The sequence below is a fragment of the Streptomyces sp. NPDC127098 genome, from assembly GCF_042722465.1.
Classification (GTDB): domain Bacteria; phylum Actinomycetota; class Actinomycetes; order Streptomycetales; family Streptomycetaceae; genus Streptomyces; species Streptomyces millisiae.
This window is the reverse complement of record NZ_JBHXFJ010000029.1, coordinates 21,554-37,385: the sequence shown is the minus strand read 5'-3', so window position 1 is coordinate 37,385 and position 15,832 is coordinate 21,554. Positions and strand designations below refer to the sequence as shown.

14 protein-coding genes are annotated in these 15,832 nt (G+C 71.9%); 6 read left to right on the top strand and 8 right to left on the bottom strand.

Annotated elements, in window-relative coordinates; genetic code table 11:
* The first annotated feature begins 25 nt into the window (after positions 1–25).
* Positions 26–1,735, top strand: a complete 1,710-nt coding sequence (locus tag ACFWI8_RS19475; RefSeq protein ID WP_387092882.1) for a phytoene desaturase family protein — start codon at positions 26–28, stop codon at positions 1,733–1,735.
* 89 nt (positions 1,736–1,824) lie between these two features.
* On the top strand, positions 1,825–4,053 hold the full coding sequence (locus ACFWI8_RS19470; protein WP_387092879.1) for an MMPL family transporter: 2,229 nt from the start codon (positions 1,825–1,827) through the stop codon (positions 4,051–4,053).
* 71 nt (positions 4,054–4,124) lie between these two features.
* Here ACFWI8_RS19470 and ACFWI8_RS19465 read toward each other — a convergent pair whose 3' ends face one another.
* Both ACFWI8_RS19465 and ACFWI8_RS19460 read right to left on the bottom strand, forming a co-directional pair.
* Positions 4,125–4,889, bottom strand: a complete 765-nt coding sequence (locus ACFWI8_RS19465; protein WP_387092877.1) for an NAD(P)-binding domain-containing protein — start codon at positions 4,887–4,889, stop codon at positions 4,125–4,127.
* A 29-nt stretch (positions 4,890–4,918) separates the two neighbouring features.
* Positions 4,919–6,037, bottom strand: coding sequence for a serine hydrolase domain-containing protein (locus ACFWI8_RS19460; protein ID WP_387092875.1), 1,119 nt, complete (start codon positions 6,035–6,037; stop codon positions 4,919–4,921).
* A gap of 130 nt (positions 6,038–6,167) precedes the next feature.
* Here ACFWI8_RS19460 and ACFWI8_RS19455 point away from each other — a divergent pair, with 130 nt between their 5' ends.
* Both ACFWI8_RS19455 and ACFWI8_RS19450 read left to right on the top strand, forming a co-directional pair.
* Positions 6,168–6,827 carry a TetR/AcrR family transcriptional regulator gene (locus ACFWI8_RS19455; RefSeq protein WP_387092872.1) on the top strand — a complete coding sequence of 220 codons (660 nt, stop codon included), beginning with the start codon at positions 6,168–6,170 and terminating at the stop codon, positions 6,825–6,827.
* Positions 6,828–6,923: 96 nt separating this feature from the next.
* A complete protein-coding gene (locus ACFWI8_RS19450; protein ID WP_387092870.1) occupies positions 6,924–7,775 on the top strand; it encodes a fumarylacetoacetate hydrolase family protein in 852 nt (283 codons plus the stop codon).
* A 51-nt stretch (positions 7,776–7,826) separates the two neighbouring features.
* Here the strand turns inward: ACFWI8_RS19450 and ACFWI8_RS19445 are convergent, their stop codons facing one another.
* Genes ACFWI8_RS19445 through ACFWI8_RS19420 form a run of 6 tightly spaced genes read right to left on the bottom strand, consistent with a single transcriptional unit; the run spans position 7,827 to position 13,274 of the window.
* Positions 7,827–8,903 (bottom strand): cytochrome P450, encoded by a 1,077-nt coding sequence (locus ACFWI8_RS19445; RefSeq protein WP_387092867.1) that lies wholly within the window; start codon positions 8,901–8,903, stop codon positions 7,827–7,829.
* Between the two features lie 44 nt (positions 8,904–8,947).
* The gene (locus tag ACFWI8_RS19440) at positions 8,948–10,288 is read right to left on the bottom strand and encodes a cytochrome P450 (RefSeq protein ID WP_387092864.1); all 1,341 of its coding nucleotides are present in this window, start codon (positions 10,286–10,288) and stop codon (positions 8,948–8,950) included.
* A complete protein-coding gene (locus ACFWI8_RS19435; RefSeq protein ID WP_243740596.1) occupies positions 10,285–10,884 on the bottom strand; it encodes an ATP/GTP-binding protein in 600 nt (199 codons plus the stop codon). The genes ACFWI8_RS19440 and ACFWI8_RS19435 overlap by 4 nt, the downstream gene beginning before the upstream one ends.
* The gene (locus ACFWI8_RS19430) at positions 10,862–11,209 is read right to left on the bottom strand and encodes a DUF742 domain-containing protein (protein ID WP_311596716.1); all 348 of its coding nucleotides are present in this window, start codon (positions 11,207–11,209) and stop codon (positions 10,862–10,864) included. Before ACFWI8_RS19430 ends, ACFWI8_RS19435 begins: the two co-directional genes overlap by 23 nt.
* Entirely contained in the window at positions 11,206–11,655 is a 450-nt protein-coding gene (locus ACFWI8_RS19425) for a roadblock/LC7 domain-containing protein (protein WP_311596718.1), read from the bottom strand. The genes ACFWI8_RS19430 and ACFWI8_RS19425 overlap by 4 nt, the downstream gene beginning before the upstream one ends.
* Positions 11,652–13,274 carry an ATP-binding protein gene (locus tag ACFWI8_RS19420; protein ID WP_387092859.1) on the bottom strand — a complete coding sequence of 541 codons (1,623 nt, stop codon included), beginning with the start codon at positions 13,272–13,274 and terminating at the stop codon, positions 11,652–11,654. The genes ACFWI8_RS19425 and ACFWI8_RS19420 overlap by 4 nt, the downstream gene beginning before the upstream one ends.
* Positions 13,275–13,595: 321 nt before the next feature.
* Between ACFWI8_RS19420 and ACFWI8_RS19415 the strand changes: the two genes are divergently transcribed.
* Complete coding sequence (locus ACFWI8_RS19415) at positions 13,596–15,398, top strand: ABC transporter ATP-binding protein (protein WP_387092856.1); 1,803 nt, start codon at positions 13,596–13,598, stop codon at positions 15,396–15,398.
* Between the two features lie 73 nt (positions 15,399–15,471).
* Positions 15,472–15,810 (top strand): heavy metal-responsive transcriptional regulator, encoded by a 339-nt coding sequence (locus ACFWI8_RS19410; RefSeq protein WP_132929423.1) that lies wholly within the window; start codon positions 15,472–15,474, stop codon positions 15,808–15,810.
* Positions 15,811–15,832 lie beyond the last annotated feature (22 nt).

Here is a 15,832-nt window from a genome sequence, read left to right as displayed (position 1 = left end):
GACCGTGCCACCAGAGCGCAAATCCATGATCATCATCGGTGCGGGGCTCGGCGGGCTCTCCACCGGCTGCTACGGCCAGATGAACGGCTACGACACCCGGATCCTCGAGATGCACGAGATCCCCGGCGGCTGCTGCACCGCCTGGGACCGGGGCGACTACACGCTGGACTGCTGCATCAGCTGGCTGCTCGGCAACGGCCCGGGCAACGAGATGCACCAGATCTGGCTGGAGCTCGGCGCCCTCCAGGGCAAGCAGATGCGGCACTTCGACGTCTTCAACATCGTGCGCGGCCGGGACGGCAGGGCCGTGTACTTCTACTCCGACCCGGACCGGTTGGAGGCGCACCTGACGTCCATCTCGCCGGCCGACGCGCGCCGCATCAGGAGCTTCTGCAACGGTCTTCGCAAGTTCCGCAAGGCGCTCACCGTCTACCCGTTCCTCAAGCCCGTCGCGCTGATGGGAAGGATGGAGCGCTGGCGGATGCTGGCCTCGTTCATCCCCTACTTCAACACCATCCGCAAGTCCATCACGGTGCTGATGACGGACTACTCGGCGAAGTTCAAGGACCCGCTGCTGCGCGAGGCGTTCAACTTCATCCTCTACGAGAAGCACCCCAACTTCCCGGTGCTGCCCTTCTACTTCCAGCTCGCCTCGCACGCCAACATGTCGGCGGGCGTGCCGGAGGGCGGCTCGCTCGGTCTGGCGCGCTCGATCGAGCAGCGCTACCTGGGGCTCGGCGGCGAGATCACGTACAACGCCAAGGTCGAGGAGGTGCTGGTCGAGAACGACCGCGCGGTCGGGGTGCGGCTATCCGACGGCCGGGAGTTCCGCTCCGACATCGTGGTGTCCGCCTGCGACGGCTACACCACGATGATGAAGTTCCTCGGCGGCCGGTACACGGACGACACCTACCGCCAGCTGTACACCGAGACCATCAGGGAAGACGGCATGGTCTTCCCCGGGTACTTCACGCTCTTCCTCGGCCTGCGCCGGAAGTTCCCCGAGGGCGATCCGTGCACCACCCACCTGCTGTCCGAGGAGGAGGCGGCCAGGCTGCCCGGGATCCGGCACCCCAGCATCAACGTGCAGTTCCGCAGCACGCACTACCCGGAGCTCTCCCCGGAGGAGACCTCGGTCGTCTACGCCACCTACTTCTGCGACATCGCGCCCTGGCGCGAGCTGCACGACGGGCCCGAGCAGGCGACGCGCACCCGGCGCGGCACCGAGATGCACACGCTGCCGGTGCGGCGATCCAAGGAGTACCTGGCGGCCAAGCGGAAGGCACGGAACACGCTGATCGCCTGGCTGGAGGAGCGCTACCCGGGCATCAGGGACGAGATCGCGGTCCGTGACGTGTCGACGCCGCTCACCCAGGTCCGCTACACCGGCAACTACGACGGCACGGTGTTGGGTTGGCAGCCGTTCGTGGAGAGCGGCGAGACCATGGAGGAGCAGATCAAGAAGCACGGGCCCGGGCTGCCGGGGCTCGCCAACTTCTACATCTCCGGGGTCTGGGCCACCACCGGCGGGCTGATCAGGGCGGCGGCGGCCGGGCGGCACGTGATGCACTTCGTCTGCCGCGACGACGGCAAGGAGTTCACCGCGGAGGTCGACCGCAGCGCGCCGCCGCCCACCCATGTGGTGGTGCCGGTGGGTCCGCGCGAGCTGGCGCCGCCGACGCCCCCGCCGGCGCCCGCCGAGCGGCCCGTCCCCACCGGCTCCTCGGCCCGCTAGCCGGTGTCGCCACCGGGGCGGCTCGTGGATGTCACATCCGGGGCCGCCCCGTCCGTCTCCCTTCCGAACCCCCGAAGGAAGGGAAGACCATGCTCGCCAGACTGTCGGAGTTCCTGCTGCCCCGCCGCCGGGCCGTGCTGCTCGTCGCGGTGCTGCTCGCGCTCGCGGCCGGCGCCGCCGGCTCCGCGGTGTTCGACCGGCTGAAGACCGGCGGCTTCGACGACCCGGGCTCCGAGTCCGGCCGCGCCGCCACCGAACTGGTCGAACGCTTCGGCCGCGACGACCTCAACCTGGCGCTGCTCGTGCACGCCCCGGAGGGCGTCGACGACCCGGCGGCCCAGGCCGCCGGCGCCGCGCTCAGCGAGCGGCTCGCCGCCGAGGACGGGATATCGGACGTCACCTCCTACTGGCTCACCGGCGCCGCCCAACTCCGCTCCGGCGACGGCGAGTCGGCGCTCATCCTGGCCGCCATCGCGGGCGACGACAACGAGGCGACCCGCCGGCTCAACGACCTCCAGCCCACCTACGAGGGCGAACACCAGGGACTCACCGTCGAGATCGGCGGCGCCGCCATGGTCAACAAGGAACTCGGTGAGATCAGCGAACGCGACGCCGTGCGCGGCGAGATGATCGCCTTCCCGGTGATGCTCGTCGTCCTGGTGCTGATCTTCGGCAGCCTGGTCGCCGCCGCCCTGCCGCTGGTCATCGGCGTCCTCACCATCCTGCTCTCCTTCGGCCTGCTCTGGCTCATGGCCACCGTCTCCGACATCTCGATCCTCGCCCTCAACGTCGTGACGCTGCTCGGCCTCGGACTCGCCGTCGACTACAGCCTGCTGATGGTCAACCGCTACCGCGAGGAGCTGGCCGCGGGACGCGCCACCGGCCCCGCCGTGCGGGCCACCATGGCCTCCGCAGGCCGCACCGTGCTCTTCTCCGCCGTCACCGTCGCCGTCACCCTCGCCTGCCTGGCCTTCTTCCCGCTGCTCGCGCTGCGCTCCATCGCCTACGCCGGCATCGCGGTTGCCCTGCTCAGCGCGCTGGTCACCCTCACCGTGCTGCCCGCGCTGCTCGCCCTCCTCGGCCCGCGCGTCGACCGCGGCCGACTGCCGCTGCTGCACCGCGCGAGCTCCCCCACCCACGACGAGGAGCTGGCCAACGGCTTCTGGCACCGCCTCTCGTCCTTCGTGATGCGGCGCCCGGTCCCCATCGCCACCCTGGTCGCCGCCGGACTGCTGCTGCTCGGCGCGCCCTTCCTCAACATCACGCTCGGCACCGCCGACGAGCGGGTGCTGCCCGAGTCCAGCTCCGCCAGGCAGGTCGCCGAGACCCTGCGCGCCGACTACGACTCCGGCGAGAGCCAGGCGCTCAACGTCGTCCTCCCACAGGCGCCCGACACCTCGGGCGAGCTCACCGACTACGCCACCACGCTCTCCGAACTCCCCGGCGTCGCCCGCGTCGACACGAGCACCGGCACCTACGCCCAGGGCAGCCAGGTCGCCCCGCCCGACGAGCGCCACGCCGCGTTCGCCGCCGACGACGGCGTCTACCTCGCCGTCGTCCCCCACCCGCTGCCCACCCCCGAGGCCGAGGCCCTGGTCGACGCGATCCGCGCCCTCCCCGCCCCGGCCGAGGCCCTGGTCGGCGGCCAGACCGCCGTCAACCTGGACGGCGTCGACGCCATCACCGACAACCTGCCCGCCGCGGGCCTGACGTTGCTCGTCACCATGTACGTCCTGCTGTTCCTGCTCACCGGCAGCGTGCTGCTCCCGCTGCTCGCCATGCTGCTCAGCGCGATCGGCCTCACCGCCACCTTCGGCGCGCTGGTCTGGGGCTTCCAGGACGGCCACCTGTCGGGGCTCCTCGACTTCACCACCACCGGCGACGTGGCCGGCACGGTGCCGGTGATGCTGTTCGCCGTCGCCTTCGGCCTCGGCATGGACTACCAGGTGTTCCTGCTCTCCCGGATCCGCGAGGAGTACGACCTCACCGGCGACCCGACCTCGGCCGTCGCCCTCGGCCTGGAACGCATCGGCCGCATCGTCACGGCGGCGGCCGCGACGCTGTCCATCGTCTTCCTGGCCTTCCTGGTCTCGGACATCGTCTTCCTCAAGGCCCTCGGGATCGGCCTGCCGCTCGCCGTCCTGATGGACGCCACCCTCATCCGCGGCGCGCTCCTCCCCGCGACGATGCGCCTGGGCGGCGCGGCCCTCTGGTGGCTCCCCACCTGGCTCCGCCCGGTCCACGACCGCTTCGGCCTCCGGGAAGCGCCTTCGGCGGCGACGCGATCGACCACCGAACCCGCCCACGCGGGCCGCTGACGCCACCTCGCGGGCCGGCCAGGACCCCGCCACCTGGCGCGAAGGCGCCGCCTTCGCGCCAGGTGGCGCGGCTACCCGAGGTCGGCGAGCAGCGCGTCGAGCGCCCTGGTCAGGGCCTCCGAGTTGGCCGGGCCGAACCAGGTGGTGCGGATACGTTCGTTGTTGCCGTTCGGGGTCTCGTGGTCGGCCGCGAGTCGCTCCAGGGAGCGGGTCTCGTCGCCCAGCGAGCGGCCGACGCCCCGGAAGAGGCCGCGCACGTAGCGGTCCGCGTCCTCGGCGCCGATGCCGTGGTCGGTGGCCCACGAGGCGAGCGTGGCGAGATACGCGTAGTGCGTGGTGAGTGTCCCCGTCAGTGCGGAGCAGACGTTGAAGGCCTCCTCGTCCGCCACGGGAAGCGCCCCGCCCAGGCGCTCGAAGAGGGAGTCCACCTCCGGGTGCGAGGGGTACACCACGGTGACGGAGCGGCGCTCGCGGACGGCCGGCAGGGGGATGGCCCGCACCAGCGGGGCGCCGGTGTCGAGCGTGCGGCGCAGGTCGTCGTTGCCGACGCCGGCCATCACGTTGACCACGATCCGGTCGTCGTCCACCCGTAGGCCGGCGAGGGCTTCCTGCCGGTCCTGGCGACGCACGGCGACGATCACCACCTCGGAGCGGTCCACCACCCGCTGGTTGTCGGCGCACACCCGCACGCCCTCGTAACGCTCGGCCAGCTCCGCGGCCGTGCGGGCCCCCCGGGGGGAGAGGAACACCTCGGGCGACTCGTCGTTCCCGCCGCACAGTCCTTCCACGACGGCCCGGCCGATCTCGCCGACTCCGATGACTCCGACGCTTCTCACGATTCTCTCTCCCTGGTGTGTGGTCGTCGTCAGCCGTACAGCGCCACGCGGTGGAAGGCCGCGAGCGCGTCGTCGACGGGATGGGGCCGTGGCCTGCCCGCGGAATCGAGGCTGTTCCATCTCTGCAGGTTCACGGCGACGGCCAGCTGCCGCTCGCCGTCGGCACGGGTCATGGCCAGCGCTCCCCCGCCCCAGACCGTGCCGCCATGGCCCCAGAAGACGGCCTGCCCCGGCGCCTCGACGGGGTACAGGCCGAGGCCGTAGTCGATCGTCCTGCCCTCCTGGGAGACGACCGGGACGGTGCGTCGCATCTCCGCGAGCGACGACGGGCTGACGATCTCACCGGCCAGCAGCATGCGGAAGAAGCGGTTGAGGTCCGTGACGGTGGATATCAGCGAGGCCGCCGGGCCCACGAACGACATGTCGTAGACGCTGTAGTCGCGCGGCGGGTCGATCTTGCCGAACCACGACTCGTAGATCCGCGAGTGCGGCCCCTCCACGTGCGGACCGGTGGGGAACCCGGTGCCCCGGAGCCCGGCGCGCTCGATGACGTTCCGGGTGATGCACCGCTCGGCCGTGGTGCCGGTCACCCGCGCCAGGAGTTCGCCGAGGAGCAGGTAGTTGGTGTTGGAGTACACCCCCGGGGTGCCGCCCGGGACGCCGACGGCGGGCGCGGTGACCCCCATCTCGATGAGTTCGGTGGGGTGGAACCGCGTGAACCGGTGGTCGTCCAGGCTCTGGGGCTCGGTCTCCGCGAAGGCGGGGAACGCCTTGAGGGAGGGGTAGGCGTGGGGGAGGTACTCGGCCAGGCCGCTGGTGTGGTTGATCAGCATCCGGACCGTGATCGCGTCACCGCGGGCCCCCGGAACCAGCCTCGGAAGGTATCGGCCGATCGGCGCGTCGAGACCGATCCGACCGCGCTCGACCTGCTGCAGAACCGCGGCGGCGGTGAAGGTCTTGGTGATGCTGCCGACGCGATGCCGCATGTCGGCGGTGACGGGGCGACGGGTGACGAGATCGGCGACCCCGGCGGCGCCGCGCCAGACCTGGTCGCCGTCCCGCACCTCGGCGAACAGGCCCGGCACCCCGGCGCGGTGGACGTTCTCGACGGCGGCGTCCAGCTCCGCCGGATCCAGTGGTTTCCTCACGACACGCGTCCTCTCGGGCTTCACGGCAGGCTCACGTCCTCATTATGCACGCACCGCGTGCAACGCCAAGTGCATCACCAGACGCATCACCAAGCGCATAGGCTAGGCTGGCCCCGGCGAAAGGAGCGGGATGGCGGGCAGAAGACGCTGGTCGACCGAGGAGATCCTGGACGCGGCGGCGGAGTTGCTGCGTACGGGCGACGCCGGGTCGTTCAGCGTGCGCAGGCTCGCCGCGAACCTCGGCACCGACTCCTCCAGCCTCTACCGGCACTTCCGCAGCAAGACGGAGTTGCTGCGCGCGGTCGCGGACCGGATCCTCCTGGCCGCCATGGACGGCTACCGCCCCGAGGGCGACTGGAAGCAGCGCATCACCACCCTGGCCCTTCGCGTGCGAGACGCCTTCGGACGGCAGCCCCAGCTCGCCGCGGTCTGGGGGCGCTACGCCTCGGGCGGCCCGGGTTCCCGGCTGGTCATGGAGGAGGTGCTACAGGCCCTGCGGGCGTCGGGCCTGCCCGACGCGGAGATCCCGGCGCGCTACCACCGGATCGTGGTCCTCATCGCCGCACTGATCGCCGCCGAGGCCGGGGTCAGCACCATCACCCCCGAAGAGCGCGAACAGGGCATCGAGCTCTTCCGGGTCGCGGTACTCGGCGCCGACCCCGAACGCTTCCCCGCCCTGGCCCACTTCGCCCGTGAGGTCCGCCCGCTCGGGGCGGACCGCCACGCGGCGTTCGAGGAACTCCTCGCCGCCCAACTCGCCAGCATCGAGGGTTCGATCCGCACCAGCTAGCCGACCGGCGCCGGAGCCGTCGGCGGGCCCGTGGCGCGGGCGGCGAACTGGTGGTACGGATGGTGGCGCTGTTGCCAAGAAATGGAGGCACGCGACATGCGATTCGTCCGTCTCGGCGAGCCAGGCGCCGAACGTCCCGCCGTTCTCGACGACGCCGGCCAGGCCTACGACCTCACCCCGCTCACTCCCGACATCGACGGCCGCTTCCTCGCCGGGGACGGCGTCGCCGCCGTCCGGCGGGCGCTGACCGTCGGCGACCTGCCGCCGGTGGAGACCGCGGGCGTCCGGCTCGGGCCGCCGTTGGCGCGGCCCGGCGCGGTGCTGTGCGTGGGCATGAACTACGCCGCGCACGCCGCCGAGTCGGGCGGCGCCCCGCCCGCGCAGCCGGTCATCTTCTTCAAGACCCCGAACACGGTGGTCGGCGCCTTCGACGAGGTGCTCATCCCGCGCGGGGCGGAGAAGACCGACTGGGAGGTGGAGTTGGCGGTGGTGATCGGCCGCCGCGCCCGCTACCTCGACTCGCCCGACGAGGCGCTGTCGTACGTCGCCGGCTACACCGTCTCCAACGACGTCTCGGAGCGCGCCTTCCAGACCGAGCACTCCGGCGGCCAGTGGTCCAAGGGCAAGTGCTGCGAGACGTTCAACCCGCTCGGCCCCTACCTGGTGACGGCGGACGAGGTGCCGGACCCGCAGGCGCTGCGGCTGCGGTCGTTCGTCAACGGCGAGGTCAGGCAGGACTCGTCGACGGCCGACATGATCTTCCCGGTGGCCGAGCTGATCCACCACCTCAGCCAGTACCTGGTGCTGGAGCCGGGCGACGTGATCAACACCGGCACCCCGGAGGGCGTCGCGCTCTCCGGGCGCTTCCCCTACCTCGCCGCGGGCGACGTGATGGAGATCGAGATCGAGGGGCTCGGGCGGCAGCGTCAGGTGCTCGCCGCCGCCTGAGCCCACCGACCCGCCAGAGATGCAAGAACGTTTCTGCACTCAGCGGGGGCGTCAGACCAGATGGACCGGGATCACCGCGTTGCCCAGCGAGATGAAGGACTCGACCTGCGGTAGCGCGGTGTCCGCGAGACGCAGCGCCGGGAACCGCTCGAAGAGCGCAGGCAGCGCCGTGCGGGCCTCGAGACGGGCCAGCGGGGCGCCCAGGCAGTAGTGGACGCCGTGGCCGAAGGCCAGGTGCTCGCCCGATGGTCGGGTGATGTCGAAGCGGTCGGCCGCGGGGCCGTGCTGCTCGGGGTCGGTGCCGGCGGCCGCGAGGCCGATCACGATCGGCTGGTTGGGCTCGATGGTGATGCCGTCCTCGACCTCGATCGGCTCGGTCGCGAAGCGCAGCGGCAGGTTGCCCACCGGGGGCGCCCAGCGCAGCGTCTCGTCGATCACCGCGTCCCAGCCGACCTGTCCCGAGCGGACCAGGGCCAGCTGCTCGGGGTGGGTGAGCAGCGCGTGCACCGCGTTGCCCAGGAGGTGGACGGTCGTCTCGTGCCCGGCCGTCAGGATGAGCAGCAGGGTGTCGAACAGCTCCTCCTCGGTGAGCCGGTCGCCGTCCTCGTCGCGGGTGGCGATCAGCGCGCTGGCCAGGTCGTCCCCCGGCGTCTCCCGCTTCTCGGCCACCATCTCGCCGAGGATCCGGTAGAGGGTCTCGTGGGTCGCCGCCACCTCCTCGGCGGAGGCCGAGGTGCGGAACACGAAGTCGACGGCGTACTGGAACTCGGCGCGCACCTCCTCCCGCAGCCCGTAGAGGTCGCAGATCACCCGGATCGGCAGCGGGTTGGCGAAGCCGCCGAAGAGGTCGGCGGGTTGGCCGGCCGGGGTGGCGGCGAGGCCGTCGAGCAGTTCGGCCGTGATGGCCTCGACCCGCTCCCGCATCGCCGTGGTGCGGCGGTTGGTGAAGGCGGGCGCGACCAGTTTCCGGAGCCGGGAGTGGTCCTTGCCGTAGGCCGTGAACATGTTGTTCACCGCGACCCACAGGTAGAGGGGCCACCCCTCGGATATTCGACCGGCCCTGAAGTCCGGCCAGTGCTGGCTGGCGTCCTTGGAGACCCGGGGGTCGGTGAACAGGCGCTTGGCCACGGCGTGCCGGGTTATGAGCCAGCCCTCGACGCCCCCTGGGAGGGTTATCGGGACGGCGGGACCGGCGTCGCGGAAGCCGGCGGCCTCGGCTCTGATGTCGCTTCCTGTGGGGTCGATGAGGCGGGGTTTGAGGTCCACGGGCTGGTTCCCTTCTGGTCCGGGGCGATCGGGGTGAAGCGCGCGGGCAGGGCGACCAGGCCCCGGTGGAAGGGCCCAGGGCGCCACGACAACTCCTCATAGGGGACGGAGAGTGTGATGTCCACCAGCCAGCTGGTGAGCCGGTCGATCGCCGTCGCCGCGATCATCACGGCGGGCTGCTTCGCCGGGCAGCCGTGCGGACCCGCCGCGAACGCCAGGTGCGCGCCGGCGTCCGCCCTCGCCCCGGGCGGCAGTTCGGCCGCGGCGCCCGCGTTGGCGGCCGCGTAGGAGACGAGGACGGGGGTGCCGGCGGGGATCCAGGTGCCGTGCAGGTCGACGTCGCGACGCGGGAAGTGCGTGGAGAAGTTGGCCATCGGCGGCTCGTTCCACAGCACGTCGATGATGGCGTCGGACGAGGAGAGCGAGCCGCTGGAGAGGGTGCGGTAGTAGCGGGAGTCCGAGAGCATGCGGGCCAGCGCGTTGCCGATGAGGTTGGCCGTGGGCTCGTGGCCGGCCGTCGTCACCATCAGGAGCTGCCACTGCAGTTCCTCCTCGGTGAGGTCGGCCGGGTGCTGCAGCAGCCAGGAGGTCAGGTCCTCGCGCGGCTGCTCCCGCTTGAGGGACGTCAGGTTGGCCATGTAGGCGTTGAGATCGTTTATGGCCGTGATGGCGCCCTCGGGCGAACTGGAGTCCAGCAGGCTGGTCATCGCCGAGACGAGCCGGGCGCTGTAGGAGTCGGGCAGGCCGAACAGCTCGTTGAAGATCAGCAGCGGCAACACCCGCGCGTACTCGCCGATCAGGTCGGCCTCGCCGCGCTGCGCGAAGCCCTGGATCAGCCGGTCGGCGGAGCGGTGCACCATCTCGCGCAGGTCGTGCGGCTCGATCAGGTCGAGGCAGTCGGTGACGGCCTGCCGGTAACGGGCGTGCACGTCGCCGTCGTTGTAGAGCAGGTTGGGCCGCCAGGCCATCATCGGCATGATCTGGCTGTCCTGCGGGACGGTGTGCTGCCAGACCCGGGGGTCCTTGGAGTAGGTCTCGGTGTCGTGCAGCACCTCGAGCGCGGCCCGGTAGCTGGTCACCAGGGTGGCGACCACCCCGGGCGCCAGCTCCACCGGCGCGCAGGCGCCGAACTCCCTCAGCCTGGCGTAGACGGCGTGCGGGTTCTCGGCGAAGTCCGGACCGTACAGGGGGACGGGGCCCCCCAGCGCGTCGGTGTGTGGCGCGGGTCCGGGCGTTGGGTGGGTCACGACTGCTCCAGGACGGGGATGTTCAGCAGGTGCTCGGCGAGCCCCAGCAGTGCGGCCAGGGACGAGCCGCGGTCACGTGCGTCGCAGGTGATGAGGGGGGTCTCCGGGGCCAGGTCGAGCGCCTGCCGCAGATCCTCCTCGGGGTACTGGGGCGAGTCGGGGAAGACGTTCAACGCCACCGCGTAGCGGATCTCCTGCTCCTCGATGAGGCCCATGACCTCGTAGGAGTCGGCGATGCGGCGCGTGTCGGCCAGTATCAACGCGCCCAGGGCACCCTGGGTCAGGTCCTCCCAGAGGGCGTGGAAGCGCTTCTGTCCCGGGGTGCCGAAGAGGCACAGGGCCAGGTCGTCGCTCAACGACATGCGGCCGTAGTCGAGGCCGACGGTGGTGGTGGTCTTGTCGCGCACGCCCTCCAGGTGGTCGACGACGGCGCCGGTCGCCGTCATGACCTCCTCGGTGCGCAGCGGGGGGATGTCGGAGAGCGTGTTGATGATCGTGGTCTTGCCGACGCCGAACGGGCCGCTGACGATGACCTTCACCAGGCGCTGGTCAGGGTTGCGCAGGTAGATGCCACTACTGGAGCGCGCGGAGTCCACGGATCACCCTTTCGAGGAGCTGCTGGTCGGGCAGTTGGTCGTCCTGGGCGGGGGTGGGCGCGCGGACGATCAGCCAGCCCTCGTCGAACAGGTCGCTGACCACGACCTTGACGAAACTGACGGGCAGGGAGAGATGGGCGGCCACCTCCGCCAACGGCAGGGCCCCGTCCAGCAGGAGCTCCAACACGCGCCGGCCGGCCGGCGACAGGCTGGCCGGCACCTGGTCGGTGGCGGCGCGCAGCACCGTCAGCCGGTCCAGCACGTTCCGGCTGGGCCGGGTGCGGCCACCGGTCCACACGTACGGCGGAATCAGCCGCCGGTTCATGCCGGGAAGCCGTCCCCGCCGACGGGTGAGCCGCCCAGGTCGGAGCGCGGCGGGCTGCCCATCGCCTTGCCCAGGGTCTGCACCTGCTTCTGCATCTCGTAACTGACGTTGTCCATCGCCACGTTGGGCCCGGTGAAGACGGCGAGGTAGGTGTTCTCCGCGGCCGGGATGACGAACACGTACCCCTCGTAGGTCTCGACCATCACGAGGCGCAGCAGCGAGCGGCCGCCGAAGTAGGTCTGGCTGGTGCCCCGGCTGGAGGCCAGCAGCGAGGCGAGCACGGCCGAGAGCTTCTCCGCGGTCTCCCCGTCGAGGCCCGAGTGGGCCTCGAAGAAGCCGTCCGCCGTCACCACCATGGCGTGCTGGACGTTGGGGATCTCCAGGATGGGCGTCAGGACGAACGACAGGTCCACCTTGGGCCTGGTGACGGGCGTTCGGGCATTCATCGGCTGTCCCTCTCTGAGTCGTCCACATGATCCGCCGCGGTGACGGCGGGCTGCTCGCCGGTCTCCACGCGCCCGCGGGCCGTGCCCCGCTGCAGTGCGCCCATCCGGGACGCGGTCTCCTCGGGGTCGCGGTAGTAGATGTCGGGTGGCGGAGGGCTGTCGGCGGCGCGCCTGGCCGACCGCTGGGGGCGGCGGTGTCGACGCTGGGGCAACCCCGGCGGGGGCCCGTCGGCGGCCGCCTCCGGCGGCTCGGCGGCGAGGTCCTCGGCGCCGTGGCCTCCGGACACCGGGTCCTCGGCCACCGGGTCCGGTCGCACCGGCCACTGACGCGGCGGCGCCTCGGCCGGCGGCACGGTCGGCACCGGCGGCTTGGGGGCCACGGTGGAACCGGCGGGACCGGCGAACGAGTGGGGCGCGACGCCGAACGGCGCCATCGAGGACGGGGCCTGGGACGACGCCGTCCGCATCTGCGGCGGGGCCGGCACGTACGGCACGGGGGCCGTCGGCAGGTGCGGGGCCGCGCCCGTCGGCGCGGGCGTCGGCGGGATCAGGGCGCGCGGGTGGTCGTCCGAGACGGCGTGCAGCAGGTCGCCGGGGATGAACAGCACCGCCTTGATGCCGGCGTAGTGCGAGGGCTCGACCGAGACCTTGAAGCCGAACTGCTTGCAGAGCTGGCCGATGGCCGCGAAGCCGGTGGCCGGCGGGTCGCCGAGCTCCGAGAGGAAGACCTTGGCCTCGCCGGTGAGCAGCCGCCTGGCCTTGGTGAACTCGTCGCCGTTCATCCCGATGCCGGCGTCGTTGACGACGACCACCGCGCCGTTGTGCGCCTGGTGCAGGCCGACCTCGACCGGCAGCGAACCGTGCGAGTGGTGCACGGCGTTGGCCAACAGCTCGGCCACCACCACGGCCACCGACTCGGCGGCCCGGTCGGCCACCGCCACGGCGCGCGGCAGGTGGTTGTCGATCCGCACCCGGTCGTAGCTGGGGATGCGGGAGCTGGCGCCGAGCACCAGGTCGGGCAGCAGCGTCTTGGTCCGCACCAGGCCCGCGCCCGCGCCGCAGAGCACACGGGTGGCCTGCAGGCGGCGCAGGATCTGCTCGTTGAGGTAGTCCAGGGCCGCCAGCTTCTCGGCGAGCTCGGGGTCGTCGTACTTGTGGAGGAGTTCGTCCACCGAGGTCTGCAGCTGGTAGCACATCGTCTGCAGTTTGGTGGTCGCACCCCGCATCGCGGACTGCGCCGCGCCGTCGATCCGGGCACGTTCGTCGAGAATCGCCCTGGTCGCCTGCGCCAGCACCGCGTCCAGGGCGCCGCCCGCCTCGCCGCCGAGCAGCTCGGGGTGGAGGGGTCCCGGCACCCGGATGTGCGGGTGCCGCGAGTTGCGCGCCAGGGCGGGCAGCCGTCGGGAGGCCAGGTGACTGATCTCGGCGACCATCATCTGCTCGCGCCGCTCGGCCTCGGAAAGCCGACCGCGCAGCACGGCGAGCTCCGCGTCCGCGGTGTCTGCCCTGCGCCGCAGGCCCATGACCCGCTGGCGCCTTGGCGGCCAGTAGACGGCGAGCAAGACCGCCGCCACCGAGGCCACCACGAGGCACGCCACCGCCGCCGCCGGTATCTGCATGGTTCAACTCCCGAGAAATCACGCAACGTGGATGCGGAACGCGCCCAGGCAACCACCCGGAAGTCGACCGAGCACATCAACCCCGGCCGGGGACTCGCCACAGCCGACCCACTTGCTCAACGCGCGCCACGGTAGGTCCCGTTCGCAACGTCAGGGCAGCAGGGGCCAAATTCAAACAGCCGTCAAGCGAGCACGCAAGGTGGTGACTGTTGCGCGATGTGAAGGCCCAGCGTGCGCCGGCGCGAACAACCCACGGCGTGCAAGCCGCGTCTTCAAAAAATGGTGGGGTGGTGAGCGCCCCCGATCTGAGAGGCTTCGCCCGTGGCCACCCCGAGCACCGACGACGCGACCGTACCCCTGGCCCCGCCGGCCGACGCCGCCAGCGGCCCGCCGGCCTGGCGGGTGCTGCTCGACTACGTCCGCCCGCACCGCGGCGCCCTGTTGGCGGGCGCGCTGCTCTCGCTGGTCACCAGCGCCACCGGGCTCGCGCTGCCGCTGGTCGCCAGGAGCCTGATCGAGAACCTGTCGGATGATGGTCCGATCGGCGCGGCCCTGCTGCTGATGAGCGTGCTCGTGCTCGCCAACGCGGGCGTGGGCGCCCTGGGTTCCTACGTGCTGCAGCGCACCGCGGAGTCGGTGGTGCTGACCGCCCGCCGTTCGCTCGTCGGCTTCCTGATCAGGCTGCGGGTCTCGGCGGTGGACGGCACCGAGCCGGGAGACCTGCTCTCCCGTGCCACCTCGGACACCACGCTGCTGCGCGCCATGACCACCAACTCGCTGGTCGGGCTCGGCACCGGCGGACTGACGCTGGTCGCCACGTTGGTGATGATGTGCTTCGTCGACCTGGTGCTGCTCGGCGTCACCCTCGCGGTGATCACGCTGGCCGCCGTCGTCATCGGGCTGATCGTGCCGGCGATCAACCGGGCGAGCAAGCGGGCCCAGGAGTCGGTGGGGCAGATGGGCGCGGCGCTCGAGCGGGTGCTGGGCGCGCTGCGCACGGTCAAGGCGTCGGGCGCCGAGGAGCGCGAGGAGGAGACGGTGCGCCGGGCGGCCGAGGCGTCCTGGCGGGAGAGCGTGCGGGCCGCCAAGTGGTCGGCGCTGGCCGGGAACACGGCGGGCCTCTCCATGCAGTTCGCGTTCATCACGGTGCTGGCGGTGGGCGGCGCCCGGGTGGCCACGGACGCCATCTCGGTGGGCACCCTGGTGGCCTTCCTGCTCTACGTCTTCTACCTGATGGCGCCGATCCAGGAGGTCGTACAGGCGGTCACGCAGTACCAGGTGGGCGCGGCGGCGATCAGCCGGATCCAGGAGGTGGCCGCGCTGCCGGCCGAGCCGGCGCCCCGTGGCGCGGCGCGCCCGGTGCCGGCCGGCGCGGCGCCGGCCTCGGTCACCTTCGAGGGCGTGCGGTTCCGCTACGGGCCCGAGCTGCCGGAGATCCACCACGGCGTCGACTTCGTCGTCCCGCCGCGCGGCCTGACGGCGTTCGTCGGCCCGTCGGGCGCCGGCAAGACCACCGTCTTCTCGCTGATCGAGCGCTTCTACGACCCCACCGAAGGACGGGTGCTGGTGGACGGTGTGGACGTGGCCGAGTGGGACCTGGTCGAGCTGCGGGCCGCCATCGGCTACGTGGAGCAGGACGCGCCGGTGCTCTCCGGCACGCTGCGGGAGAACCTGCTGTTCGGCGCGCCGGAGAGCGACGAGGACGCGCTGCGGGAGGCCGTGCGGACCACGCGTCTCGACGGCCTGGTGGCCCGGCTGCCGGACGGTCTTGACACCGTGGTCGGGCACCGCGGCACCAAGCTGTCGGGCGGCGAGCGGCAGCGGGTGGCGATAGCCCGCGCCCTGCTGCGCCGGCCTCGGCTGCTGCTGCTCGACGAGGCCACCTCGCAGCTGGACGCGGTGAACGAGGCGGCGCTGCGGGACACGGTGGCCGAGGTGGCGCGGGACACCACGGTGCTCGTGGTGGCGCACCGACTGTCCACGGTGACCTCGGCGGACCGGATCGTGGTGATGGACGCGGGCCGGGTGCAGGCGGTGGGCACCCACCGGGAACTGGTCGCCGGATCCCCGCTGTACGCGGAGCTGGCGGCCACCCAGTTCCTGGCAACGGCCGAGCTCAGCTGAGCTCTCGGGGCCGCCCGGTCAGGGCTCGGCTTGGCCGATTACCGGCTCTTGTCACGTCCATATGCTTGAAGACATGCGCATTGGCACGCTGGCACACGCGGCGGGGGTGACCGCCAAGACCATCCGGTTCTACGAGCGGGCCGGGTTACTCCCGGAACCGCCGCGCACCCCCTCCGGCTATCGGGACTACCCGCCGGAGAGCGCCGACCGGCTGGTCTTCATCCGGGGCGCGCAGGCCGCCGGGCTCAGCCTGGCCGAGATCCGCGACGTCCTGACGATCCGCGACAGCGGTCAACCCCCGAACGGCGCGGTGGCGGACCTGATAGCCGCGCAGCTCCGGCAGGTCGAGGCCCGCCTGGCCGAGCTCACCCACGCCCGCAACGCGCTGCGCGAGTTGACGGGCTGCGGCTGAGCCGACCGGCGGGCCTCTCTCG

Coding starts and splice junctions, on each gene's coding strand:
- ACFWI8_RS19475 (WP_387092882.1), top strand. CDS start 26: ATGATCATCATCGGTGCGGGGCTCGGCGGGCTCTCCACCGGCTGCTAC.
- ACFWI8_RS19470 (WP_387092879.1), top strand. CDS start 1,825: ATGCTCGCCAGACTGTCGGAGTTCCTGCTGCCCCGCCGCCGGGCCGTG.
- ACFWI8_RS19455 (WP_387092872.1), top strand. CDS start 6,168: ATGGCGGGCAGAAGACGCTGGTCGACCGAGGAGATCCTGGACGCGGCG.
- ACFWI8_RS19450 (WP_387092870.1), top strand. CDS start 6,924: ATGCGATTCGTCCGTCTCGGCGAGCCAGGCGCCGAACGTCCCGCCGTT.
- ACFWI8_RS19430 (WP_311596716.1), bottom strand. CDS start 11,209: ATGAACCGGCGGCTGATTCCGCCGTACGTGTGGACCGGTGGCCGCACC.
- ACFWI8_RS19425 (WP_311596718.1), bottom strand. CDS start 11,655: ATGAATGCCCGAACGCCCGTCACCAGGCCCAAGGTGGACCTGTCGTTC.
- ACFWI8_RS19420 (WP_387092859.1), bottom strand. CDS start 13,274: ATGCAGATACCGGCGGCGGCGGTGGCGTGCCTCGTGGTGGCCTCGGTG.
- ACFWI8_RS19410 (WP_132929423.1), top strand. CDS start 15,472: ATGCGCATTGGCACGCTGGCACACGCGGCGGGGGTGACCGCCAAGACC.